We start from the raw sequence: 24,779 nt of genomic DNA, 5'->3' as shown, positions 1-24,779 counted from the left end.
CAATTTTGCAAACTGTTTTTTGGACGTACACCGAAGTTTAGATATTTAGACCAAAAAGCGACGGGTTACGAAAAATCCATACTGTTGGTGTTGCTTATGATAGTGAAATCATCGGATTGAATAAAAAATGAAGTTTTCGTGATAAATAACCTTTTCTCAGTGAGGAAGTGTGATCTAACACAGAAATTAGCGTTGGTCAGATTCTGTTCGTTAGTGAGAAAAGAGAGTGATTTTTGAGTAAAAGTTCAGGGCTTATCGATAACCATCTTTTATTTGCGCGCCCGCGAGACGTGGATTAGTCTCTATATTAGGTAGCAACTTTTATCTATCAAAGTTCTAAATCGGTGCCACATCTCACTACACCGCACAGCATGCTTGTGGTAGATTGTTTTTATAGGTCGAAAACATCAACCCTTTGATACGATATCTTTAAATTGCCATGAGTAAAAATTTTGAATGGGTCACTCCGGACTCTGATCTTCTGGAGCGAGAAAGTACAAAAGTTCAGCCACCTAAGCTGTATAACGTTGTACTCAATAATGATGACTATACACCTATGGATTTCGTCATAGAGGTACTTGAGCGATTCTTTTCACATGATATTGATAAAGCAACACAAATCATGCTCAAAGTGCACTATGAAGGAAAGGCAGTCTGTGGAACTTACAGCGCAGAAATTGCCGAAACAAAAGTAGCGCAAGTTACGATGTACGCAAGGGAAAATGAACATCCGCTACTTTGTACTATGGAGCAAGCGTAGAAGAAGACTTGCTCGAACAACCCAAGTTGTTTTTTCGGGAGGTACTTATGCTAAATAAAGAACTAGAGTCAAGCCTTAACGGTGCATTTGCTCGTGCAAGAGACAAACGTCACGAGTTTATGACTGTCGAACACCTCCTACTTGCATTGTTGGAAAACGATGCAGCTAAGGAAGCCCTTTTAGCCTGCAAAGCAGACCTCGATGCTTTGCGCAATGAGCTCGATATATTCATCGATCAAACTACGCCGCTTATCCCTGAAAGTGATGAGACGCGCGAAACCCAGCCGACTTTGAGCTTTCAACGTGTATTGCAACGCGCGGTTTTCCATGTTCAGTCGTCTGGTCGCAACGAAGTAACGGGTGCTAATGTATTGGTCGCAATCTTTAGCGAACAAGAGTCGCACGCCGCTTATTTATTGAAGAAAAACGACATTTCTCGCTTAGATATTGTCAACTTTATCTCCCACGGTATTACGAAAGCTTCTGGCGCCGGAGAAGATCCATCTTCTTCAGATTCGTTTAGCTCGGATAGTGTCGAAGAGACAGGTTCCGATGAGCGTTTAGAAAGCTTTGCAACAAACCTCAACCAAGTGGCGAAGGCCGGTAATATTGATCCATTAATTGGCCGTGACAAAGAGCTAGAACGTACGATCCAAGTTCTATGTCGTCGTCGTAAGAACAACCCATTGCTCGTTGGTGAAGCCGGTGTGGGTAAAACGGCAATTGCAGAAGGCCTAGCTTGGAGAATTGTTGAAGGCCAAGTGCCTGAGGTGATTCAAAATAGCGTTATCTACTCACTTGATATCGGTTCGCTGCTAGCAGGCACTAAGTATCGTGGTGATTTCGAGAAACGTTTCAAATCGATTTTGAAGCAGCTTGAAAAAGAAGAAGATGCCATCCTGTTCATTGATGAGATCCATACTATTATCGGTGCTGGTGCAGCGTCTGGTGGCCAAGTCGATGCGGCAAACTTGATTAAACCTCTACTAAGTAGCGGTAAGTTGCGCTGTATTGGTTCAACTACCTACCAAGAGTACAGCAATATTTTCGAAAAAGAGCGTGCGCTATCTCGTCGCTTCCAAAAAATCGACGTTGTCGAACCGTCTCTGGACGATACAACCAAGATCCTGATGGGCTTGAAACCAAAGTACGAAGCTCACCACGAAGTGCGTTACACCAACAAAGCACTGCGTGCAGCCGTAGAGCTGTCTGCGAAGTACATCAACGAGCGTCATCTACCTGACAAAGCGATTGACGTTATTGATGAAGCCGGTGCTCGTAGTCGATTAGCTCCAGCAAGTCGTCGTAAGAAGACGGTTGGCGTGGCTGATATTGAAGCCATGGTTGCAAAAATGGCTCGAATTCCAGAGAAGTCGGTGTCTTCATCTGACAAAGACATCTTGAAGAATCTTGATGGCAAAATGAAGATGCTAGTCTTTGGTCAAGACAACGCTATTGATGCGCTTTCGGAGGCTATCAAACTGTCTCGTGCTGGTTTGGGCGTAGATAACAAGCCTGTGGGTTCGTTCTTGTTTGCAGGGCCTACTGGTGTGGGTAAAACCGAGGTAACTGTTCAGCTATCGAAACTGCTGGGTATTGAACTGCTTCGTTTTGATATGTCTGAGTATGGTGAGCGTCACTCTGTGAGCCGCTTAATTGGTGCTCCTCCAGGTTATGTTGGTTATGATCAAGGTGGCTTGTTAACCGATGCCGTTATTAAGCATCCTCATTCCGTTGTTTTGTTGGATGAGATTGAGAAAGCGCACCCAGATATCTTTAATTTGTTACTGCAAGTGATGGATAACGGTACGCTGACGGACAACAATGGTCGCAAGGCCGACTTCCGTAACGTGATCCTTGTGATGACCACTAACGCGGGTGTGGCTGAAACTGAGAAGAAATCGATCGGTTTAATCCAACAAGATCATAGTCACGATGCCATGGCAGAAATTAAGAAGGTGTTCACTCCGGAGTTCCGTAACCGTCTTGATAATATCATCTGGTTTAATAGCCTAGATGAAAGTGTTATCCATCAAGTGGTTGATAAGTTTATTGTCGAGCTTCAAGTCCAGTTGGATGCTCGCGGAGTATCCATGGAAGTATCGCAAGATGCTCGCCATTGGTTAGCACATAAAGGTTATGACAAAGCGATGGGGGCACGTCCAATGGGCCGTGTAATCCAAGAGCAATTGAAGAAACCATTGGCAAATGAACTGTTGTTCGGATCACTTGTTGATGGTGGTACGGTGAAAGTGTCGTTAGTAAATGATGCGCTTGAATTTGAATATTTGAGTGAGAAAGAAGCAGCAATGCACTAACGTTTGTCGTAAATTTCAAATCAAAAGCGTGCGATTGGTCGCACGCTTTTTTTATATCTGTCTAGCACGAAGACTCATCTCTTTATTTCTGTTTTATTCATGGCTGTGCATATTGAGAAATAAAGAGGAAGCATGAAAACTTTCATCATAGCGTGGTTGCTTATCCTACTCGTAGGGTGTGATAAACACGCAGTAGTTGTTGAGGCGAGTAAGCCAGAGTTTGATCCTATCATTCAGCGAGTAGAACAAGGACAAGCAGCAAACCTGCATAGCTTACTAGTGTGGCAAGATAACCAGTTAACGTTGGAGCTGTATCGTCAAGGTGGTGGGCTTGACGGTAATCGTCAAACACCAAATGTGCCTGTCGGGCAAGAGGTTGTGCATAACGTGCATTCTATCACGAAATCCTTTGTCGCTACGCTGATTTTCATCGCTATTGATGAAGGCAAAATCGAAGGGTTAGATACGTCAATATTTGATTTCTTTCCTGAGTATACCGAGCCAGATAGAAAGGCGAAGCTAGCGATAACATTACGAGATGTTCTAAATATGTCCACAGGCTACGCATTGGATGAATTGTCCGTACCATATGGACAAGGCAACATTTTTTCTCGTCATTACAATGCGAAGGACTTAAAACAGCAGTTTCTTTCCACTCAATTAGCTTTTGATCCAGGAACAAAGTTCGCGTACAGCGGTCTTTCTACAGTTGGTCTTTCTAAAGTGATTGAAAAAGTATATGGGCAATCATTTACGAAAGTAATGAAAGAGAAGATTTTTTCCCCTTTAGGTATTGAAGAGTATCAGTGGCTGCCAAACATTGGCAGTGGCGAAGCAGGAGCAGATTGGGGCTTACGTCTAACATCGCGAGATATGGGTAAGTTTGGCTTGATGTGGCTGAACAAAGGACAATACAACGGAACGAAAATTGTTGGTGAAGAATGGTTGAATGAACTCAGAAAGAGTAAGTTCTATTCGTATGAGATGGGGTATGGGTTACATTTTTGGCAGGTTTCTAACGTTGAGAATGGCGTTGCGGCTGTAGGGATAGGGGAGCAGTACATTGTTGCCATTCCGAACAAAAATGCAGTGATTGTCACGACCGCTGGGAACTACGAAACAAGATCTCGACCAGTGTTAACTCTGATCCAGCAATTGGCCGAGTTACTTTAATTCAATGTTTACAAATAAAAAACGGAGCAAAAATGCTCCGTTTTTTATTTGCATCCGAAAATCAAAGATTAACGAGCGCGGAAGACGATGCGGCCTTTTGATAGGTCGTATGGAGTCATCTCTACAGTTACTTTGTCACCCGTTAGGATACGGATGTAGTTCTTGCGCATCTTGCCAGAGATGTGAGCAGTCACAACGTGACCGTTTTCAAGTTCAACACGGAACATAGTGTTTGGTAGAGTGTCAAGGACAGTACCTTGCATCTCGATTACGTCTTCTTTAGCCATTTAATCCTCTTTAGAAATTAGGCAATATTAGCGAGCGTTATTGTGCCGCTAAATAGGAATTATGTAAAGTTGGGGCGTATTCTACCCTTGCCAACGCTGATTTACTAGCCTTTGGTGGCGTTGAAAACGCGTTTTGTAGTTCATTGCTGGACATTCATCAATCTGATAACCCAAATATAGCCACTGCTCGTTATTTTGTTGGCAGTAGTTCACTTGGTACAGCACCGCTAGTGTACCGAGTGAAAGTGGGTAGTCTGGATCAAAAAACGTATAAAACGCGCTAGAACATTGTGTCATCACATCAGTCACCGCTACACCAAGTAGTTGATTTGATTCATCATAGATGTGCAAGAACAACGTTGTCAGCCAAGTCGTTTGTGCAAAACGTGAGAACTCATCTCGCTTGGGAGGGTACATGGTACCGTTTTTGTGTCGCTTGCAAATGTAACGGCTGTAGAGCTCAAACCACTCGGCGTCCATCTCCGTTTTCATCTCCCAACGCAGATTTTTGGCTTTACTGAGCAGTCGTTTTTGACTTCTAGATAGTACGAAATCAGGTATCGATATGCGAATAGGTTGGCAAGCATGGCAACGCTCGCAATGTGGTTTGTATATTGTATCTCCGCTGCGACGAAAGCCATTAGCCATCAATAGTTGATAGTTTTGTTCAGTATGTAATTCAGCGTCCAATGCCACCGCAACACGCTCTTGTCGCTCCGGTAAATAGCTACAAGGATGGTTGTTGGTTAACCCAATTCGAATGTGTTGTAGATCTGTGCTCATGATTCTGAATCCTGCAAAACTTGGGGCGTAAAGGTGTCAGAAGCCGTTTGCTTTTCTCTTAAAGATAGTAGCTTTTGTATGAACTCGTCTCGGTCAAGCTCAAATGCGCCGAGGGATGCCAAGTGCGGGTTCATCACCTGACAATCTATTAATTGACCATGCTTTGACGCCAAATGCGAACACAAATACCACAATGCGATTTTTGATGCGTTGTCTTTCAAACTGAACATGGACTCACCACAAAAAAGTTGACCCACGCTAATGCCGTATAAACCGCCAACAAGCGTGTTGTCATGCCATACTTCTACTGAGTGGCAATGCCCTAGGTTGGATAGCTGAATATAAGCCGCTTGCATCTCTTCATTCAGCCATGTTTCATCTGCTGGCCGGGTCGACGAGCAAAGTTGAATGACGCGCTCAGTCGCTTGATTTATAGTGACTTTATATTGATGCTTGCGCTGAAACTTTTTAAGACTTTTTGATGGCTTAAACGTTAAAGGATCAAACACCGCACGTGGCGAAGGACTCCACCATAAAATGGGTTCTCCTGGACCATACCAAGGGAAAATACCTTGGTAGTAGCCACTCAAAATTCTATGTGGATCTAAGTCTCCGCCAAAAGCCAACAGACCATTGGGATCTGACAGAGCTTCGTAAGGGGATGGGAAGTTGAACGTTGAATCGAGTTCAGTTAAATAGATTGCCATAGAAAAGTACTGACCAATATCGAACCAGAGGAACTTGTGATGACTCGAGTTAGAAAATTTTTGAAAGTATGTCCTTGGATCATACTGTTTTTACCCCTTTTCGCCAATGCAGCGTACCAAAGGAATGTCGCAAAACCAGTGAATGAAGTGGTGTACGGGAAGATAGATTCAGTGCGTTACATCACTCAACAAGAAGTTGTGCAATCAAAAAGCAACGGTTGGAAAACCCTATTAGGGGCAACCATTGGTGGTTTAGTTGGCAACCAGTTTGGTGGTGGCACGGGTAAAGAGGTAGCCACAGCAGTTGGCGCACTGGCTGGCGCTGCGGTTGCTCAAAACCAAAGTAATTATCAATACACAGTTGAATATAAGTTGGTTGAACTGTTAATTAAAGTTAAAGGCGATAAACTGATCAACGTTATTCAGGATGTTGATAAAAATATGCTGTTTAGCCGAGGGGATGAAGTTCGTATCTTATATTTCGATGATGGAGTGCGCGTAGATTTAGCGTACTGAGTGGGTGTTTTAGCGTCAATTTTATCGTTGACTAATTATTCAGAAATTAGCGCAGATTTGCTCTGGTTTTGTGCTGGTTTTTTCGTTAGTCTGAATCCACGAAGAATTGTTTAGCTCTCACAACAGCGTGAATTGAGAGCACAAAGGATTATCAACTTTTAATGGAAAGCCTAACGTTACAACCGATCAATAAAATTCAAGGGGAAGTGAACCTTCCTGGTTCCAAAAGTGTTTCTAATCGAGCACTTTTACTCGCTGCATTAGCAAAGGGGACGACTCGTCTCACCAACCTTCTCGATAGTGACGACATTCGTCACATGCTAAACGCACTCACTAAACTAGGCGTGAAGTACACATTATCTGCAGATAAAACAGAATGTGTGGTTGAAGGCCTTGGTCGTCCGTTCTCAGTATCAGAACCTGTCGAGCTCTTTCTGGGCAATGCGGGCACAGCCATGCGACCTTTAGCAGCCGCACTTTGTGTTGGCCAAGGTGAATATGTGCTTACTGGCGAGCCTCGTATGAAAGAACGACCAATTGGTCATCTTGTGACTGCATTGCAAGAGGCGGGAGCAGATATTGAATATCTGGAAAACACAAACTACCCACCACTAAAGATTGTCGGTACTGGTCTGAAAGCAGGCACAGTGTCGATTGATGGTTCTATTTCTAGTCAGTTTCTCACGGCTTTTTTGATGTCTGCACCACTTGCCGAAGGCGAAGTGCGTATTAAGATTGAAGGTGATTTGGTATCAAAGCCTTACATTGATATTACGCTGCATATCATGAAGCAGTTCGGTGTCGAAGTGATCAACAACGACTATCAAGAGTTTGTGATTCCAGCTGGTCAGCACTATGTTGCGCCTGGTGATTTTCTTGTGGAAGGGGATGCTTCGTCGGCCTCTTACTTTTTAGCGGCGGCTGCAATCAAAGGTGGTGAAGTCAAAGTAACTGGCATCGGTAAAAATAGCATCCAAGGTGATATTCAATTTGCTGATGCGCTAGAAAAAATGGGCGCAGAGATTGAATGGGGCGATGATTACGTTATTTCCCGCGTCGGGAAGCTTAAGGGCATCGATATGGATTACAACCATATTCCAGATGCAGCAATGACCATCGCGACGACGGCTTTGTTTGCTGAAGGTACCACGGCAATTCGCAATGTTTATAACTGGCGTGTAAAAGAAACCGATCGTTTGTCTGCAATGGCAACAGAGCTTCGTAAAGTTGGTGCGGAAGTGGAAGAAGGTGAGGATTACATCATCGTTAAACCAGTACCTCACCTTAAACATGCGGCTATTGATACCTACGATGATCATCGTATGGCGATGTGCTTTTCTCTGGTGGCGTTAAGCGATACACCAGTGACGATTAATGACCCGAAATGTACGTCCAAAACATTCCCGGATTATTTCGACAAGCTTAAAGCGTTGAGCTGCTAGATCTCTAACTGAAAAGCCAGAGCGATGATGCTCTGGCTTTCTTGTCTTAATTTGCTGTTATTTAATCAGCGTAAATTCTTTAGAAAGGTGATGGGCTAAGTATTTGAACATATTGAATACTGCCGTAGTATTTGCGGTTGGTAAGCCTTTGTCATCAAGGAAGTACTCACCTTTAAATACCAAAACCCCGTCTTTTTCTTCTACGCTTGTCGCTCGCATTCCGTCGATGTAATCATCGTGCTCTTGGATGATTTGGTTTGCGATTAAAAGAAGGTCGAATTCTTCAATAAACTTTCTATCAGACATAACGTTCTCATCATTCATTACAAATTAAAAAAGTGTGGCGAAGTATACCCATATTCTTTAAGGGTTTGCATGATTAATTCCATCGCCACGTTGGTTGATTTGAGGCGAGGGTTAACTCAGTACTGAGGTTACGCGGATACAAAGTGGCTTTCAGCGCAACAACCTAAGGTTGCGCCATATTGACAGAAAATATTTTGTGATGAGTAACAAAATTTATTGCATTGGATTAGCAGCAGCAAAGTTTGCCTGCTTAGATATGCCGCTCAATACCTTTCAGACCCCTGTCTCTTTGAAGTATAAAGACGATGAATTGTCAACCAATCGGATCTGAATTTCAAAAAAGCAGTTGATCTTCTTTTCATCTCGCACAATAGTAAAAAAAGAAGCAATGAAATAGAACACTATGCGGGTGACCTTAAAACGAGGTTTCTACCCGCATTATTATGAAGGACGTTAGAGTCAGTTATGGGTAAATCACTCGTTATAGTGGAGTCTCCAGCCAAGGCAAAGACGATAAATAAGTACCTTGGTAAGGACTTTATTGTTAAGTCTAGTGTTGGTCATGTGCGTGATCTGCCTACGGCTGGTCAAAGCACTGGTGAGAAGAAAGCTGCAGCTATCTCAACAAAAGGGATGAGCGCAGAAGAGAAAGCGCGCGTTAAAAAAGAAAAAGATCGCAAAGCGCTGATCAAAAAAATGGGGATTAACCCATATCATGACTGGGAAGCGAACTATCAGATTCTTCCGGGTAAAGAAAAAGTCGTAAGCGAACTACAAAAATTAGCCAAAGATGCTGATTGCGTTTATCTCGCAACCGATTTGGACCGCGAGGGGGAAGCAATCGCATGGCACCTTCGTGAGATCATCGGTGGCGATGAAGAGCGATACAAACGAGTAGTCTTTAACGAAATTACTAAAAATGCTATCCAACAAGCTTTCCAGACTCCTGGCGAGTTAAATATGGATGGCGTTAATGCGCAGCAAGCTCGTCGATTCATGGACCGCGTTGTAGGTTTCATGGTTTCTCCATTGCTATGGAAGAAAGTGGCACGTGGCCTGTCTGCTGGTCGTGTTCAATCTGTAGCGGTGAAGCTATTGGTAGAACGTGAGCGTGAAATCAACGCATTTGTGCCAGAAGAATTCTGGGATATTCACGCAAATACCAAAACTAAAGATAAGTCAGATTTCAAACTGCTGGTTGCGCAGAAAGATGGCGTTGCGTTTAAGCCTGTTAACGAAACAGAAACTAAGGCAGCCATTTCTGTCCTTGAAAACGCAAGCTACGAAGTGTGTAAGCGCGAAGACCGGCCGACGAAGAGCAAGCCTTCTGCGCCATACATCACATCAACATTGCAGCAAGCGGCAAGTACCCGTCTAGGTTACGGCGTTAAGAAAACCATGATGTTAGCTCAGCGTCTGTATGAAGCGGGTTACATCACATATATGCGTACCGACTCGACTAACTTGAGTGCGGAAGCAGTTGATGCTGTTCGTGACTTCATTGATTCAGAGTTTGGTGACAAGTATCTTCCAGCTAAGCCACTAACGTACGGCAGCAAAGAAGGTGCTCAAGAAGCGCACGAAGCGATTCGTCCATCTGATGTGTCAGTGAAAGCAGAAGACTTGCAAGGTGTAGATGCGGATGCTCACAAGCTTTACTCACTGATCTGGAATCAGTTCGTTGCGTGTCAAATGACACCTGCAGAATATGATTCAACCACAATCAGCGTAAAAGCGGCGGAATACACGCTAAAAGCGAAAGGTCGTATCCTTAAATTTGATGGTTGGACTCGCGTACAGCGTCCAATGGGCAAAAACGAGGACACAATCCTTCCTGCGGTACAACTTGGCGATAAGCTAAGCCTAGAGTCACTTGACCCTAAACAGCACTTTACAAAGCCACCTGCGCGCTTTACGGAAGCGGCATTGGTTAAAGAGTTAGAAAAACGAGGCATTGGTCGTCCTTCGACTTACGCATCGATCATTTCTACTATTCAAGACCGTGGCTACGTAAAAGTAGATCAGCGCCGATTCTACGCTGAAAAAATGGGTGAAATTGTTACTGACCGTCTTGATGACAGCTTCAACGATTTAATGAACTACGACTTTACTGCGCGTATGGAACAGAAACTGGACCAAATCGCAGAAGGTGAAGTGAACTGGAAAGCAGTACTCGACAACTTCTTTGCGGATTTCACTGGTGACCTAGAAAAAGCCGAGTTAGACGAATCTGAAGGTGGTATGAAGCTAAACCACATTGTGATGACGGATATCGAGTGTCCGACATGTGGTCGCCCTATGGGTATTCGTACCGCTTCTACAGGCGTATTCTTAGGCTGTTCTGGTTACGCATTGCCACCTAAAGAACGTTGTAAGACAACCATTAACTTGGGTGACGAAGAAGGTATTATCAACGTTTTAGAAGAAGACGTTGAAACGGCTGCTCTTCGTGCGAAAAAACGTTGTCCGATCTGTGAAACTGCGATGGACGCGTACTTGATTGATGACAAGCGCAAGATGCACGTTTGTGGTAACAACCCGAACTGTGAAGGCTATGTTGTTGAGTACGGCGAATTCAAAGTGAAAGGCTACGATGGCCCTGTTGTTGAGTGTGACAAGTGTGGCTCAGACATGGTGCTTAAGAACGGCCGCTTTGGTAAATACATGGATTGTACGAGTGAAACTTGTAAGAACACCCGTAAAATCCTGAAGAACGGTGAAGTAGCGCCACCTAAAGAAGATCCTGTGCACTTCCCTGAATTGCCATGTGAAAACTCAGATGCGTACTTCGTGCTTCGTGATGGTGCTTCTGGCCTATTTATGGCGGCAAGCAACTTCCCTAAATCGCGTGAAACAAGAGCACCTCTAGTCTCTGAACTGGCGCGTTTTGAAGAGCGTCTACCAGAGAAGTTTAAGTACCTAACAACGGCTCCTCAAGAGGATCCAGATGGTCGCCCAGCCGTGGTTCGCTTTAGCCGTAAGACGAAAGAGAACTATGTTCGTTCAGAAGACGACGGTAAACCAAGTGGTTGGACTGCACTTTACGTTGATGGTAAGTGGGAAGTCACTGATAAACGTAAAAAAGCGAAAGCTTAAGCTCAACTTGTAAAATAAAGGCAGCAAATAAGCTGCCTTTATTTTTATATCCACCTGTCTAAGCGGGTTTCCATCTGCTCCTTTCCCTACCGTTTTTAAGCTCTGTTTTCCCACTTTTAGCGATTTGTTTTGTATGAATCTACAAGTGTCTTTTCTGTAAACAACATTCAGTTGAACTATTCATTTTATATTCACACATTTGTTATATCTTGGTATTTCAAACATGAACTGTAGTTAACGCGTTCGTAAATTGTTTTCACAATGTAATCGCTTACTTGGCCTTGTGTGATCTGGATATCGTCTTGAGCAAGTAACCTTTGTATGCAACACAGAACGGCATATTAAAAATTGTAATTTAGATTCTGGTTGGATAATTTATTACAAAATTAGTGCAATTGTATGCATTTATTTAGCGTCAAAAAATAAGAACAATTTGAATATTTGCATACTGGAAAATGCAATAGCTTTTTTATCTACACTGCAAGGGCTCAATAGAGGCTCAGGTGTAGGTGCAACAATGTATTCGCTTGACTCCCCGAGTTTTACTCATTCAAGTGAGTACTAAATCCAAGCTATAACGATATGGAGAACAACGAATGGCTGGTGTTTTGGGAATGATTCTTGCTGGCGGTGAAGGCTCTCGTTTGAGACCTTTAACTGAATCCCGTAGTAAACCTTCGGTACCTTTTGGTGGAAGTTATCGGCTGATTGATTTCGCTCTAAACAACTTTGTAAATGCGGATTTGATGCGCATTTATGTCCTTACTCAATTTAAATCTCAGTCACTTTTCCATCACTTGAAAAAAGGGTGGAATATTAATGGTATTACTGATCGCTTTATTGACCCAATTCCTGCGCAAATGCGTACGGGTAAGCGTTGGTATGAAGGCACTGCAGATGCTATCTATCAAAACCTACGTTTTATGGAGCTCGAAGAACCGGATCAGGTTTGTATCTTTGGCTCTGACCACATTTACAAGATGGACATCAAGCAGATGCTGAACTTCCATACGGAGAAGAAGGCGTCATTGACGGTGTCTGCACTGCGCATGCCACTAAAAGAAGCTTCTCAGTTTGGTGTAATAGAGGTTGATGCTGAAGGCAGAATGATTGGCTTTGAGGAAAAACCCGTTAATCCAAAATCGATTCCTGGAGAACCAGATTTCGCGTTAGTCTCGATGGGGAACTACGTATTCGAAGCACAAGTTCTATTTTCTGAACTCGTGGAAGATGCAGACAATGAAGCTTCTTCTCATGATTTTGGTAAAGATATCATCCCGAAAATGTTCCCTCGTGGTGACGTTTTTGTCTATGACTTCAGCACCAACAGAATCAGTGGTGAGAAAGAAGAGGTTTACTGGCGTGATGTGGGTACGATTGATGCGTACTGGCAAGCGCACATGGATCTATTGGAAAAAGACGCGCCATTCTCTTTGTACAACCGTAAGTGGCCTCTTCATACCTATTACCCACCATTGCCACCTGCAACGTTTACCGATTCAGACAATGGTCGAGTGCAGATCATCGATAGCTTGGTATGTAATGGCAGCTATGTTCGTGGTTCTCGTATCGAGAAGTCAGTACTTGGATTTCGCAGCAATATTGCATCCGCGTGTGATATTAGCGAATGTATCCTATTAGGTGACGTAAAAATTGGCGAAGGCTGTGTGTTACGTCGTGTTATTGTCGACAAGGATGCCGATATTGCACCTGGCACTCAAATTGGTGTGAATCTTCAAGAAGATAAAAAGCATTTCCATGTGTCGGAAGAGGGCATTGTTGTTATTCCGAAAGGAGCTCGAGTTGGCTACTAACAACTTATCCATTCTGTTTGTAGCTTCTGAGGTTGAAGGTCTTATTAAAAGTGGTGGCTTGGCAGATGTTGCCAAGGCACTGCCGGAAGCCCTTCAAAACCTACAGCAAGATGTAAGAATTACGATTCCTGCGTACACCAGTATCGAAAGATTAGCGGACGCAGAAGTTGTACTAGAAACAAATCTAACGTCATGGCCGCATACAGAATATCGAGTTCTATTGCTTACGTTAGGAAACAATCCTGTCTATCTGATCGATTGTGAGCCGTACTTCAATCGACCATCAATGTATGCAGAGAACAACCAAGCGTATACTGATAATGGTGAACGTTTTGCGTTTTTCAGCGCTGCGTGTCTCGACATGTTGCCGAAGCTGGCGTTTCAACCTGATATCATCCATGCAAATGATTGGCACACAGGGCTGGTTCCGTTTTTGCTTAAGCACAGGTATGGCAATGATCCCTTTTTTGCTCATACAAAAAGCGTCATTTCAATTCATAATGCGGTCTTTAAAGGCGTATTTAGTTATGACGACGTACAGTGTTTGCCTGAGTTTCACTGCCGAAACGTTCCCGATGCTGCGGTGAGTGCAACGCATATTACTATGCTCAAAGCTGGCGTAATGAATGCCGATAAGATAAATGCAGTCAGCCCAACGTACGCTGAAGAGCTAAAGACAGAACTTGGCAGTCATGGAATGGCATGGGAGTTTCAGCAACGAGCAGGGGATCTAGTCGGAATTTTAAATGGTTGCGATTACAGTGCTTGGAATCCGGAAACTGATGTTTATTTGCCAATGAACTATAGTGCCGACAAACAAAGTATGGTTCTAGGTAAAAACACTTGTAAGCGCGCATTACAGCAGAGGCTAAACCTTGCTGAAAAAGACGTAGCCATGTTTGGTATGGTTTGTCGTTTGACTCAGCAAAAAGGCGTGCATTACTTGCTGCCGGCTTTGGCGGATTTTTTGAAGCATGATGTTCAAGTCGTTGTTGTTGGGACGGGTGATCCCGTATTGGCTGCACAATTGGAAGAGGTTGCGGCGCAATTCTCCGACAAGTTTGTATTTGTTGAGGCGTATGACAATGAACTCGCGCATTTAGTTGAAGCTGGTTCGGATTTCTTCTTAATGCCTTCTGAATTCGAACCATGTGGCTTAAATCAGATCTACAGCATGGCTTACGGCACCTTGCCTATTGTGAGAGGGGTAGGTGGCTTAAAAGACAGTGTGAATGATTACGACGTAGACCCTTGCGACGCTACTGGATTTGTATTTTATGAACCGACGTCTCAAGCGCTGCTACTTACTATGCTGCGAGCGTTGCTGTTGTATGCGCAAAACCTGACGGAAGTGCAAAGAGTACAACTGCATGCAATGCAAAAAGATTTCTGCTGGAGGAAGGCCGCAGAATCGTATTTGCAACTCTATCGTTCAGCGTTAAATTGACGCAAGTTTGATAAAAAGTGTAACCAAAGGCACCTATTGAGGTGCCTTTATTACCTTGGCTTTACGGAGTGTGATAGGATTCTGTCACTCTCTATCACAAAGAATCTTACTTATACTGACTCATGACTCAGCCACTGCTTTTTCACAAAACCTATCTGCATCCTACTAGTAATGAGTGGGTTGTTTTCGTGCATGGTGCTGGTGGCAGTTCTTCGATATGGTTTAAACAAATTAAAGCATATAAGCAGCACTTTAATTTGTTGCTGATCGACTTACGAGGACATGGAAAATCCAATCAGCTTTTGAAAGAGTTGATAACTAGTCGTTACACCTTCACGGAAGTGACGCAAGATATATTAAAAGTGCTGGATCACCTCAAAATCCAGTCGGCGCACTTTGTTGGCATGTCGTTGGGTACGATCATTGTTCGAAATTTAGCGGAGTTGTCTTCTGAAAGAGTTCGTTCGATGGTTTTAGGCGGTGCGGTGACACGCTTGAATACGCGTTCGCAGATTTTGGTTAAGTTGGGTAACTTCTGTAAACATATCTTGCCTTATATGTGGTTGTATAAGCTGTTTGCCTACATTGTGATGCCGCAACGAAGTCAGCGTGAATCAAGGCATTTGTTTATTCGAGAAGCAAAGAAGCTGTGCCAAAAAGAGTTTAAACGCTGGTTTATTCTTGCCGCGGATGTAAACCCATTGATGAAGTACTTCAAAGACAGAGAGTTACCTATACCGACATTGTATTTGATGGGTGATAGAGACTATATGTTCATCCAACCGGTGAAAGAGATGGTTGCAGCGCATAAGCTCAGTATCTTGCGTGAAATTCCAAACTGCGGTCATGTCTGCAATGTAGAGCGTCCTGAAGATTTTAACCAACACTCTATCGAATTTATAAAGCAACAAAGTATCGTCGTCTAGCCATCAATATAGACACCTGAAATGCGAGAATAGGGGAACGATCATGGCTCCCCAATTTGATATCCACATTGCCAACACGCACCAAACTGTCCTTCGTTGTGTTCAAGACAATGAGGACATTGCCAGTCTTCATATATGTTTCTTTGTGACTGCTGCCTAAATGCTTCAATAATTGCGTGAGCTTTCAATTGTTGTTCTGGATCTAATAGCCAAACATAAGGATCAGTATCATCGCCAAAAGGAAGCTCACCTTTCAGACCAAAAAGTCCTTCGCCACGCACCTCACAGCATATATCTTCAGTTTTTAATAGTTCACATACGATGTGCGCTTCTGCTGGATTTTTCGCGATAAAGATTTTCATCAAATACTGCCATTTGGCTGAGTAGGGGTTGGTCTGACCTTATTCATAACCCATTTTACGAGTATTGGAAACAGCCCCAGCAAAGCAAAAGATGCTAATACCGTCGGGGATACGATACCAGAAAGGCTATCAATGGTTGCTAACTGAGTACCAGCGTTAAGGTAAACGGCAGTACCAGGGAGCATGCCTATTTGACTGGTTAAATAAAAGCGCGCAATGCTCATAGGTGTTAATCCCATCAGTAGGTTGATGAGGAAAAATGGGAACACTGGAATTAAGCGCAAAGAAAACAGATAAAACGCGCCATCCTTTTTTACTCCTTGGTTAATCGCAACAAGCTTTTCCCCAAATCTCGATTGAACCCAATCCCTAAGCAAATATCGGCTACTCAAGAAAGCTAAGGTCGCACCGATCGTACTGGCAAAAGAAACCAAAAGTAAGCTAAACCAAAACCCAAACAACGCTGCGCCTAGCAAAGTAACCACTGCTGCTCCGGGAATAGAAAATGCGGTAATCGCAACATACGCTAAAAAATACAGCGTGGCGGCATAGACGATGTTGGCTTCGATGAATGAATTGAGTGCTTCTTGCTGCGCTTTTGCGTTTTCAAGCGTTAGATATTGACCAAAATTAGCGCCTAACAAAAGAATGGTGGCAACAAGTATCAGTCCAAAGATAAGTTTTTTATTCATGTGTGCTCCGTTTCTATATCTAGGCTACCGCTTAAAGTATTCATACTGAATATTGTTTTAACAATCTCGTTATCGAAACTAAGTCGTGGCGCTGAAGATACGGGTGTTTTGGGATTTACAAAGGAGTAGACACGAGGGGAGCTAAAAAAATTTCATAAAAAAACCGCAGTTCGCACTGCGGTTTTAGTCGATAGATTAGAGCAGACTTCTGTTACGAAAGGCCATTCATTAATTCTTCACGACGAGACTGGGGGACTACACTCCAGTGTGTGCCGTTAATAGCACCTTCTAAGGCCCAAAGTAGCTCAAGGCTAACTGTGGTGGAGTGCGTGTCTCTGATCGCTTTATAAGCACTTAGTGCGCCTTCTTCTTCAAGTTGAGCAACAGAATCAATACCCGCTTTCTTAAGCATTCTTTCTGTAGCCAATCTCAGGTTCGGCAGATCTTTCAAGCGATTAGGCTTAGTGCTCGCTTGTTGTTCTTTCTCAAGTTTGGCGTTTTCTAAGGATTTTTTCGCTACTTCAATTAAGCGATCGCTAGATTCCCATAGTTCGCTGGAAATAGCGTAGTACTTAGTAACGACTGGGAAGCCACGTTTTTTATAAACGTAAGGCTTTAGACCCTGTGTCTCGAAGTCAGATGAAGTTTGTTGGTCTGCTCGTATATGAAGCTGGTTGTTTACCACTAGTGCAAACATCGTTTCATCAGCGAAAAGTCCGAAGCCACCAAACATTGAGCGCGACTTGATAGTACCAAGTGCCTCAAATAGCTTCATAGAGTCTTTGAGTATCGGTTTATCCATGTTTTGTTATCTCGGTGTAATTAATATTACGCCACCAAAAGTCAGGTCCGAGAGAGTAGCAAACGTGCGCAAAGGCAATGTCATTAAAGGGTAAAGACATTGGTTGCACACTTGCCATCGGTAACCCCGCTACCTTCCATATACTACTATGGTTCAGGCCGGAGGCTTTGCGTCCCACCCTTTCGGATGGTTTGCCCTGTGCGTGACCAGATGAGGATACTTCGTATATTGAATTAACATCACACTTTAGATTTTAAAACGTGATCTTGATTCAATAAATAATGCCATTTTGTGCATGGGTACTCATAATTGAGAATTGTATTTAATGTTTGAAAAGAAGCGGGAATTAATAATTCACATGTAAAGAAAACAGTAACTTATGGAAGTTATTGTTTTTAAGAATGAGGCAAAGTGTGCGGGAAGTGTTATTTTTTTAATAAAAAAAAGCGCCCCTAAGGGCGCTTGTGTTCATTTAATTAAGTTTCTTAACGGTATTGCGGATAACAATCTCTGGTTGCATCTCGAACACACGTTTTTCGTGTTCTTTATCTTTAATGCGTTCAAGTAGGATCTCAAACGCATTTTTACCCACACGACGTTTAGGTTGGTGAATCGTTGTTAGCGGTGGTGAGAAGTACTCTGCAAGTTCAATGTTGTCGTAACCGATAACAGAAACGTCATCTGGAACCTTGATGCCGTTTTGTTGCAGACGGCTCATTAAGCCAAGTGCCATGGTGTCGTTAAAACAGAATACTGCAGTAGGGCGTTTTTCCATCGCGGTGATCTTGTCTGCAACCAGTACCGCAGTATCACATTCAAAGTTACCTTCAAGAATCCAATCTTCATTGATTGGCAGTTTTGCTTCAGCCATGGCACGACGAAAACCAGCGATACGCTCTTGGCAAGCAAGTTTCTCAAAGTGACCACTAAGGCAGGCGATGTCAGTGTGGCCGTTATCGATAAGATATTTAGTTGCTAGGTAGCCACCTTCTTCAGAGTTATCGATGATCTTGTCCGCACGAGAACTCTCTGGGCCCCAATCCATCACAACTTTCGGGATATCTGAGTGACGATCTAACATCTCTTTTAGTTCTTCGGTTAGATCTGAACACATCACCAAAATGCCATCTACACGTTTCTCAGCAAGCATGCGGATGTAGTCGCGCTGTTTCTCGTAGATGCCGCCAGTATTACACAAGATCAACGTGTAACCTTGACGGTAGCAGTAGCTTTCTACACCGTCGATCACTTCAGAGAAGAACAGGTTAGTTGATTGTGTTACCAACATACCAATAGTACGAGTTGAGTTGCATTTTAAACTACGAGCAACTGCGCTTGGTGCGTAGTTAAGCTCATCAACCGCTTTCATTACTTTTTCTTGGGTTGCTTCTGCAACAAAACGTGTCTTATTAATAACGTGCGAAACTGTCGTGGTAGAAACGCCGGCTAAGCGAGCAACGTCTTTTATAGTGGCCATAAATGATGTCCTGTATCGAGCTACTTAATACCGTAGTGAATACAACCATACGCTTAGTTTTTTGCGCAAACTAAACACCACAACAACAGTAGTGTCTATTCTAGTAGGCAGCGGTTGTACCGAAATCGGTATAAAAAGATTTGTAGCAACTTGGTTGAAGGTACTCGGCTTCCTACTAAATATGAGGAAGTGGTTATCAACCTATTAATAAAAAACAAAAACCGCTATATTTCAGCGGTTTACATATAAATCATATTTAATCGTTTGCGTTCACATTTTAGCCCTATGTGGGCTGGCTGGCAATATTTTCAGCAAGAGTTTTGTGTATTTGAAGTCACATTTTGACTGCTAAATGAACGAACGTCTTTGAGCCAGATTAAAAGCAAGCGAATAAAATAGGGAGCCCGACAGGCAGGCTCCCTAAAAATAGGCGGTGATTATTCACCAAGAAGGTAAGCGCTGTCCAGTTTACAAAATGCAATTAATAGTTGCGCAACGCTTAAGTAGAAGCCAAAATCATCAAATTGCTTACATTTTTCAGCAAATTTTGGCAACCAAGACATGAGTTGATTTTGGATGAAATCGTTTTGTTTAACGAAAGCCTCTTCCATATGTTTTTCTTGCTCTAACTCATTTGAGCGAATGATCATGTTGCCCAAAAAGTCCAATTCGACAGCGAGATGGTCTGCTGGTTCTTTGAGGTTTTCGTCTACCTGAACCCCAAAATCTGCCATCAGTTTTTCCATCTCTTCTGCAGGTTTGTCATTAAGCAAACCTGATTCACCAATGTACATAGAAGCGTACGGTAGTGCCCCATACTTATCTGTTTTTAAGAACAGCTCGCAAAAATCTGCTGCAAGTTCTAGTTGAGCATCATTGCGGTCTTGGAGTCTGTTTAGGGCATCAACTAGGCTATCAACGGCTGGCTTGAGTGATTCGTTCTCACCTAAGCCCGCTAAAAAACTGCGAATTTCAACACTGTGGTAGGTTTCTAGTTCTTTTTCGCTGAGTTCTTTAGCGAATAAGCTCGAAAACCACCAGTAAATTTCAGCACGCTTTTCATTAAAAGCTTTCACTTCTTGCATTTTTGGCTCCTGAAGGATGCTTCGAGTATTGCATCATAAAGTCAATTAGGGATATCCCCTAAGTGTAATCAAATAAGATGAATAGCAGTAACTATAATTATTGTTGATTATGTTGAATTGTGTGCACTTGTTAACGGTGATGGGCAAGCTTGTTTTGAATCAATAAAAACGCTAAATCTTGCTTTTTAATGTATCTATGACTAGAAATATTACTAGTTATGAATAGAATACGTCTTGGATAATAAGAAGACAGAAAGTGGTGTAAATGAGCTATCACGTATTAGTCGTAGAAGATGATGTTGTAACTCGTAGTAAGCTTGCGGGATATTTCCAAAATGAAGGTTACAAAGTTAGCGAAGCAGAAAGTGGCGCGGAGATGCGCGAAGTTCTGCAAGGCGGTGATGTAGACCTTATTATGTTGGATATTAACTTGCCGGGCGAAGACGGCCTAATGCTTACGCGTGAGCTACGCAGTCAATCAGACATCGGCATCATATTGGTAACAGGACGCACGGATAGCATCGACAAAATCGTAGGCCTAGAGATGGGCGCAGACGATTATGTGACAAAGCCTTTTGAACTAAGGGAATTACTAGTTCGAGTTAAAAATCTACTGTGGCGCATTTCTGCGGCGCGAAGTGGAGCAAGTAAAGCGGCAAGCGAAACAAACGATGAACACATTGTTCGCTTTGGTGAGTGGACATTCGATATTCAGCGTCGAGCACTTAGCCGTAATGGTGAACCAGTAAAACTAACCAAAGCAGAATATGAGCTTTTGGTGGCGTTATCGTCTTACCCGAATCAAGTGCTGAGTCGTGAACGTATTTTGAATATGATCAGTCATCGAGTTGATGCTCCAAATGATCGTACGATTGATGTTCTTATCCGACGCATGCGCGCTAAGATGGAGTTTGATCCTAAGAACCCACAAATTTTTGTGACCGTTCACGGTGAAGGCTACATGTTCGCAGGTGATTAATCACCATCAGACAAGCAGTAAAGAAAAAGGAGAGCCAATGCTCTCCTTTTTTGTGTTTATAAATCGGGTTTATTCCGCTTCCACCATCGGCGTTTGCCCTACGGTGTCACGCAGTCTTTGCCAAACGCTACCAAGGTATTCATGCCAAAACAGTTCAGTTTGCTCAAGGTAACGAGCTTTAGGTGAATACTTGTCCCACGGTTGGCTAACTTCGTCTATCGCTAAGAAATTCGTTGGAGCAGGGATGGGTTTAATTCCAGCTGCGTTAAACTCGTACAGCGCACGGCTCATGTGGCTCGCTGACGTGACCAGCACAATCTCTTTTTGTTGAACAAAAGCGGCGGCTTGTCTTGCTTCTTCCCACGTGTCTTTTGCGTCTTCTAACAAAATAATGTCGGATTTTGCAACACCTAATGCCAAAGCAACGTTTGCCATCATACGAGCATGGCTGATCTCAGAGCCACCATCATAACCAGATAAAATTAGCTTTGCGCCTGGGTACATACGCAAAATACGAATGCCTTCCGTTAATCGCATCAACGCCGCGCGGCTTAATTGCGATGTTGGTGGAATTTCGTCATCGACCACGTGGCCATTACCCAGCACCATAACGTAGTCAATGGTACCTGACACAGGTAAAAAGGCCTTATGCTCGCGCTCAAGTGGCATGAGAAGCTTGGTTGAAACAGGTTGGAAGGCAACTAGAAAAAGGCCAACAAAAGAGAACAGAACAACGAAGCAGCCAGTTTTACGTTTTGTGGTAAAACTAATGAGAGCAAGACCTAACAAGCCTATCAGTAGCAATGCCGGAAGCGGCATAAGCAAGGCTGACATTACTTTTTTCAGCTCAAACATACATAAATAGTCCGAAAAAACATCAATTGATAATAAAAATGAGGGTGACCCTCTTTATTCCTGCTTTCCTTGTGCCAGAATAGCGGCACAATCCGATATGATAACTCAGCAGAAGTGACAGAAGACCGCAATTTCGACGATATCGCCCACAAATTTGCAAAAAATATTTACGGCTCCGATAAAGGGGAGATCCGCCAAATCATTGTGTGGGAAGATTTTCTACAGATTCTAAGTGAATTGGATGCGAGCCAGCAACCCCTAGAAGTACTTGATGCAGGTGGTGGTTTAGCACAAATGTCGCAAAAGCTTGCTAAGCTCGGACATCGTGTTGCGTTATGTGATCTATCTTCGGAAATGCTGCAACTAGCCAAACAGGATATTGAAAAAAACGGTTTGCTTGAGCAGTATCGCCTGATTCATTCGCCTGTTCAGTCCATTGCGGAGCACATGGAAGAACAGGTGGATTTCGTTATGTTCCACGCTGTCATGGAGTGGCTCGTTGATCCTAAAACGGCGCTAGAGACAGTATTGGAACAAGTAAAGCCGGGGGGCATCGCATCAGTGATGTTCTATAACCACCATGGTTTAGTCTACAAAAACGTGGTTTGTGGCAACATTCCTCATATTTTAGACGGCATGCCCCACCGAAAAAGATTTAAACTACAGCCGCAAAAAGGCTTGAAACCGGAAGATGTCTATCACTGGATAGAAGAGGCTGGTTTTAGCATTTGTGGCAAATCTGGTATTCGTTCCTTTAGTGATTACATAGGTAATATGCAATACATGGGCGATTACGAGTTTGAAGATGTGTTGGCGCTAGAAAAACAACTATGTCGACAAGAGCCATACCTCTCATTAGGCCGCTATATTCACGTGTGGGCCAAAAAGAACGATAAACAGGAATAACAATGAGTGAGATGACTCTCAATGCTGCAGAGCAACCAATCGATGAGTTGGTTGGCTGGGTTAAGCAGCACGATTTCTCGTTGAACCTGACCACAGAGCGATTGGCATTTTTGATTGCCATCGCCGTACTGAGCAATGAAAGGTTCGACGAAGAACTGGGTGAAGGTGAACTGCACGATGCGTTTGCCATCGTCACTCGACTATTTGATGAGACTGGCGAAGCCTCCGCTTTTCGTGCGAACAACGCCATCAACGAGATGGTCAAGCAGCGTCTTATTAGCCGTTTTGTCAGTGAAATTACTGACGGAGCGAGCATTTACCGCTTGTCGCCTTTAGCGATAGGAATTACCGATTACTACGTGCGTCATCGCGAGTTCTCAAGACTGCGTCTGTCTATCCAGCTATCGATGGTAGCGGATGAAATGGCGAAAGCGATTGAAGCGGCACAAAAAGGTGGCACACCGGGCCACTGGAAGAAAAACGTGTACGGAGTTTTAAAATATTCTGTAGGCGAAATCTTCGATCAAATCGACCTTAACCAACGTGTCATGGATGAGCAGCAGCAATCTGTGAAACAACAAATTGCCGACCTGCTAAACAAAGACTGGCGTGAAGCAATCAACAACTGTGAAGCACTTCTGTCAGAAACATCAAGTACGTTGCGTGAACTTCAAGATACGCTGCAAGCTGCAAGTGATGAACTGCAAACTCAAATCCTAGACATCCAAGAGATTGTTTACGGTGATCCTGAGCTTGAGTTTATTGAAGAAGCCTTGTTTGGTCTGCAAATGAAGCTAGACCGAATCACAAGCTGGGGCCAGCAAGCGATTGACCTCTGGATTGGCTACGACCGACACGTGCACAAGTTCATCCGTACCGCTATCGATATGGATAAGAACCGTGCATTTAGCTCGCGTCTGCGTCAATCGATAAAAGACTATTTTGATATGCCTTGGTATCTGACTTTTGCAGATGCAGAAAGGCTTTCCGACCTTCGTGATGAAGCTTTGGTACTGCGTGATGACGAGGTAACCGGCCAAGTTCCGATGGAAGTGGAATACGAAGAATTTCAACAAGTCAATGATGAGCTATCAGAACGCATTGGTGACATGCTAAAAGCGCATAAAGAGCAAGGCACGCCAATCGATTTGAGTGTGGTGCTGCGAGATTACCTTGCACAACATCCATACACTCATCACTTTGATTTAGCTCGAATTATCGTTGATCAAGCCGTACGTCTTGGTTATTCGGAATCGGATTATCAAGCGATTCAGCCTGACTGGAAAGCAATCAACGAATTTGGGGCAAAGGTACAAGCGAATGTCATCGACCGATACTAATGAATACATGTCAGATAATCTGGCAAAAGCAATTTCTAACCCTCTGTTCCCAGCGCTAGACAGCATGCTACGAGCAGGGCGTCATATTTCAACTGAAGATCTCGACAATCACGCGTTGTTGTCTGATTTCGAGCTTGAGCTTTCTTCTTTCTACCAGCGCTACAACACCGAGTTGGTAAAAGCGCCAGAAGGCTTTTTCTACCTACGTCCACGTTCAACATCATTGATTGGCCGCAGTGTTTTATCTGAGTTGGATATGCTGGTGGGTAAGGTACTGTGTTTCCTATACCTAAGCCCAGAGCGCTTAGCGCACGAAGGCATTTTCACCAATCAAGAGCTTTACGACGAGTTGCTTGCATTAGCAGACGAGAAAAAGCTGATGAAACTCGTGACGAACCGTGCAACGGGTTCGGATCTAGACAAAGAAAAACTGTTTGAAAAAGTACGTACGTCACTTCGTCGCCTACGTCGTTTAGGGATGATCATCAACATCGGTGAAACCGGTAAATTCAGCATTAGCGAAGCGGTATTCCGTTTTGGTGCTGATGTTCGTGTGGGCGATGACATCCGTGAAGCGCAGCTGCGTCTTATCCGTGATGGTGAAGCCGTAGTCCACACTAAAGAGCCGAGCCAAGGCAGCTTGCTGTCTGAAGAAGACCAAGAAGAACAAGCCCAAGAAGAAATGACAGAAGAGGGTGAAGCATGA

The 24,779-nt window shown here is 43.5% G+C and carries 23 protein-coding genes and 1 riboswitch; of the genes, 13 read left to right on the top strand and 10 right to left on the bottom strand.

Annotation, left to right across the window (positions count from 1 at the left end; all coding sequences use genetic code 11):
* The first annotated feature begins 439 nt into the window (after positions 1-439).
* The 3 genes from clpS to ACF8CV_RS15595 all read left to right on the top strand — a co-directional run bounded on the left by clpS (position 440) and on the right by ACF8CV_RS15595 (position 4,251).
* The gene (clpS, locus tag ACF8CV_RS15605) at positions 440-760 is read left to right on the top strand and encodes an ATP-dependent Clp protease adapter ClpS (protein WP_005456259.1); all 321 of its coding nucleotides are present in this window, start codon (positions 440-442) and stop codon (positions 758-760) included.
* A gap of 47 nt (positions 761-807) precedes the next feature.
* Positions 808-3,078: an ATP-dependent Clp protease ATP-binding subunit ClpA gene (clpA, locus tag ACF8CV_RS15600; protein WP_005495889.1), complete on the top strand. Its 2,271-nt coding sequence runs from the start codon at positions 808-810 to the stop codon at positions 3,076-3,078.
* A 132-nt stretch (positions 3,079-3,210) separates the two neighbouring features.
* The gene (locus ACF8CV_RS15595; protein WP_138938450.1) at positions 3,211-4,251 is read left to right on the top strand and encodes a serine hydrolase; all 1,041 of its coding nucleotides are present in this window, start codon (positions 3,211-3,213) and stop codon (positions 4,249-4,251) included.
* Positions 4,252-4,319: 68 nt separating this feature from the next.
* Here the strand turns inward: ACF8CV_RS15595 and infA are convergent, their stop codons facing one another.
* The 3 genes from infA to aat form a co-directional block, all read right to left on the bottom strand.
* Positions 4,320-4,538 carry a translation initiation factor IF-1 gene (gene infA / locus ACF8CV_RS15590; RefSeq protein WP_001040192.1) on the bottom strand — a complete coding sequence of 73 codons (219 nt, stop codon included), beginning with the start codon at positions 4,536-4,538 and terminating at the stop codon, positions 4,320-4,322.
* A gap of 81 nt (positions 4,539-4,619) precedes the next feature.
* Complete coding sequence (locus ACF8CV_RS15585; RefSeq protein WP_024699955.1) at positions 4,620-5,321, bottom strand: arginyltransferase; 702 nt, start codon at positions 5,319-5,321, stop codon at positions 4,620-4,622.
* A complete protein-coding gene (gene aat, locus ACF8CV_RS15580) occupies positions 5,318-6,028 on the bottom strand; it encodes a leucyl/phenylalanyl-tRNA--protein transferase (protein WP_023585402.1) in 711 nt (236 codons plus the stop codon). Before aat ends, ACF8CV_RS15585 begins: the two co-directional genes overlap by 4 nt.
* A gap of 39 nt (positions 6,029-6,067) precedes the next feature.
* Between aat and ACF8CV_RS15575 the strand changes: the two genes are divergently transcribed.
* Both ACF8CV_RS15575 and aroA read left to right on the top strand, forming a co-directional pair.
* Positions 6,068-6,544, top strand: coding sequence for a glycine zipper 2TM domain-containing protein (locus ACF8CV_RS15575; protein ID WP_005495881.1), 477 nt, complete (start codon positions 6,068-6,070; stop codon positions 6,542-6,544).
* Positions 6,545-6,705: 161 nt separating this feature from the next.
* On the top strand, positions 6,706-7,986 hold the full coding sequence (aroA, locus tag ACF8CV_RS15570) for a 3-phosphoshikimate 1-carboxyvinyltransferase (protein ID WP_005495880.1): 1,281 nt from the start codon (positions 6,706-6,708) through the stop codon (positions 7,984-7,986).
* A gap of 57 nt (positions 7,987-8,043) precedes the next feature.
* On the opposite strand, the gene ACF8CV_RS15565 is transcribed toward aroA, so the two are convergent.
* The gene (locus ACF8CV_RS15565; RefSeq protein ID WP_005495879.1) at positions 8,044-8,292 is read right to left on the bottom strand and encodes a YciN family protein; all 249 of its coding nucleotides are present in this window, start codon (positions 8,290-8,292) and stop codon (positions 8,044-8,046) included.
* Positions 8,293-8,757: 465 nt separating this feature from the next.
* On the opposite strand from ACF8CV_RS15565, the gene topA reads away from it, so the two are divergent.
* From topA to ACF8CV_RS15545, 4 genes are all read left to right on the top strand, one after another.
* On the top strand, positions 8,758-11,388 hold the full coding sequence (gene topA / locus ACF8CV_RS15560; protein ID WP_069505358.1) for a type I DNA topoisomerase: 2,631 nt from the start codon (positions 8,758-8,760) through the stop codon (positions 11,386-11,388).
* Positions 11,389-11,984: 596 nt separating this feature from the next.
* The gene (gene glgC, locus ACF8CV_RS15555) at positions 11,985-13,202 is read left to right on the top strand and encodes a glucose-1-phosphate adenylyltransferase (protein WP_023585404.1); all 1,218 of its coding nucleotides are present in this window, start codon (positions 11,985-11,987) and stop codon (positions 13,200-13,202) included.
* Entirely contained in the window at positions 13,192-14,649 is a 1,458-nt protein-coding gene (glgA, locus tag ACF8CV_RS15550) for a glycogen synthase GlgA (protein WP_025621962.1), read from the top strand. Before glgC ends, glgA begins: the two co-directional genes overlap by 11 nt.
* A gap of 122 nt (positions 14,650-14,771) precedes the next feature.
* A complete protein-coding gene (locus ACF8CV_RS15545) occupies positions 14,772-15,575 on the top strand; it encodes an alpha/beta fold hydrolase (RefSeq protein WP_025629061.1) in 804 nt (267 codons plus the stop codon).
* Between the two features lie 41 nt (positions 15,576-15,616).
* On the opposite strand, the gene ACF8CV_RS15540 is transcribed toward ACF8CV_RS15545, so the two are convergent.
* The 5 genes from ACF8CV_RS15540 to torD all read right to left on the bottom strand — a co-directional run bounded on the left by ACF8CV_RS15540 (position 15,617) and on the right by torD (position 19,993).
* Entirely contained in the window at positions 15,617-15,937 is a 321-nt protein-coding gene (locus ACF8CV_RS15540; protein WP_020840338.1) for a putative signal transducing protein, read from the bottom strand.
* The gene (locus ACF8CV_RS15535; RefSeq protein ID WP_208871028.1) at positions 15,937-16,629 is read right to left on the bottom strand and encodes a TVP38/TMEM64 family protein; all 693 of its coding nucleotides are present in this window, start codon (positions 16,627-16,629) and stop codon (positions 15,937-15,939) included. Before ACF8CV_RS15535 ends, ACF8CV_RS15540 begins: the two co-directional genes overlap by 1 nt.
* A 211-nt stretch (positions 16,630-16,840) precedes the next feature.
* Complete coding sequence (locus ACF8CV_RS15530; RefSeq protein WP_005457243.1) at positions 16,841-17,431, bottom strand: TfoX/Sxy family DNA transformation protein; 591 nt, start codon at positions 17,429-17,431, stop codon at positions 16,841-16,843.
* Between the two features lie 116 nt (positions 17,432-17,547).
* Positions 17,548-17,637, bottom strand: a riboswitch (cyclic di-GMP riboswitch).
* A 266-nt stretch (positions 17,638-17,903) separates the two neighbouring features.
* On the bottom strand, positions 17,904-18,908 hold the full coding sequence (gene purR, locus ACF8CV_RS15525) for an HTH-type transcriptional repressor PurR (RefSeq protein WP_005457245.1): 1,005 nt from the start codon (positions 18,906-18,908) through the stop codon (positions 17,904-17,906).
* Between the two features lie 437 nt (positions 18,909-19,345).
* Complete coding sequence (gene torD, locus ACF8CV_RS15520; RefSeq protein ID WP_208871027.1) at positions 19,346-19,993, bottom strand: molecular chaperone TorD; 648 nt, start codon at positions 19,991-19,993, stop codon at positions 19,346-19,348.
* 265 nt (positions 19,994-20,258) lie between these two features.
* Between torD and torR the strand changes: the two genes are divergently transcribed.
* On the top strand, positions 20,259-20,972 hold the full coding sequence (gene torR / locus ACF8CV_RS15515; RefSeq protein WP_005457237.1) for a two-component system response regulator TorR: 714 nt from the start codon (positions 20,259-20,261) through the stop codon (positions 20,970-20,972).
* A gap of 69 nt (positions 20,973-21,041) precedes the next feature.
* On the opposite strand, the gene elyC is transcribed toward torR, so the two are convergent.
* Positions 21,042-21,827: an envelope biogenesis factor ElyC gene (elyC, locus tag ACF8CV_RS15510; RefSeq protein WP_005457224.1), complete on the bottom strand. Its 786-nt coding sequence runs from the start codon at positions 21,825-21,827 to the stop codon at positions 21,042-21,044.
* A 114-nt stretch (positions 21,828-21,941) separates the two neighbouring features.
* Between elyC and cmoM the strand changes: the two genes are divergently transcribed.
* Genes cmoM through mukE form a run of 3 tightly spaced genes read left to right on the top strand, consistent with a single transcriptional unit; the run spans position 21,942 to position 24,779 of the window.
* Positions 21,942-22,733 carry a tRNA uridine 5-oxyacetic acid(34) methyltransferase CmoM gene (cmoM, locus tag ACF8CV_RS15505; RefSeq protein ID WP_031851618.1) on the top strand — a complete coding sequence of 264 codons (792 nt, stop codon included), beginning with the start codon at positions 21,942-21,944 and terminating at the stop codon, positions 22,731-22,733.
* 2 nt (positions 22,734-22,735) lie between these two features.
* The gene (gene mukF / locus ACF8CV_RS15500; RefSeq protein WP_005483103.1) at positions 22,736-24,073 is read left to right on the top strand and encodes a chromosome partition protein MukF; all 1,338 of its coding nucleotides are present in this window, start codon (positions 22,736-22,738) and stop codon (positions 24,071-24,073) included.
* Positions 24,054-24,779: a chromosome partition protein MukE gene (gene mukE, locus ACF8CV_RS15495; RefSeq protein ID WP_005483111.1), complete on the top strand. Its 726-nt coding sequence runs from the start codon at positions 24,054-24,056 to the stop codon at positions 24,777-24,779. The genes mukF and mukE overlap by 20 nt, the downstream gene beginning before the upstream one ends.

Origin of the sequence: Vibrio sp. zbq_1, assembly GCF_043102935.1 — a bacterium.
In the GTDB taxonomy this organism is placed as follows: Bacteria; Pseudomonadota; Gammaproteobacteria; order Enterobacterales; family Vibrionaceae; genus Vibrio; species Vibrio parahaemolyticus.
The sequence above is the reverse complement of the archived record's forward strand: the minus strand, read 5'-3'. Positions and strand labels throughout refer to the sequence as shown.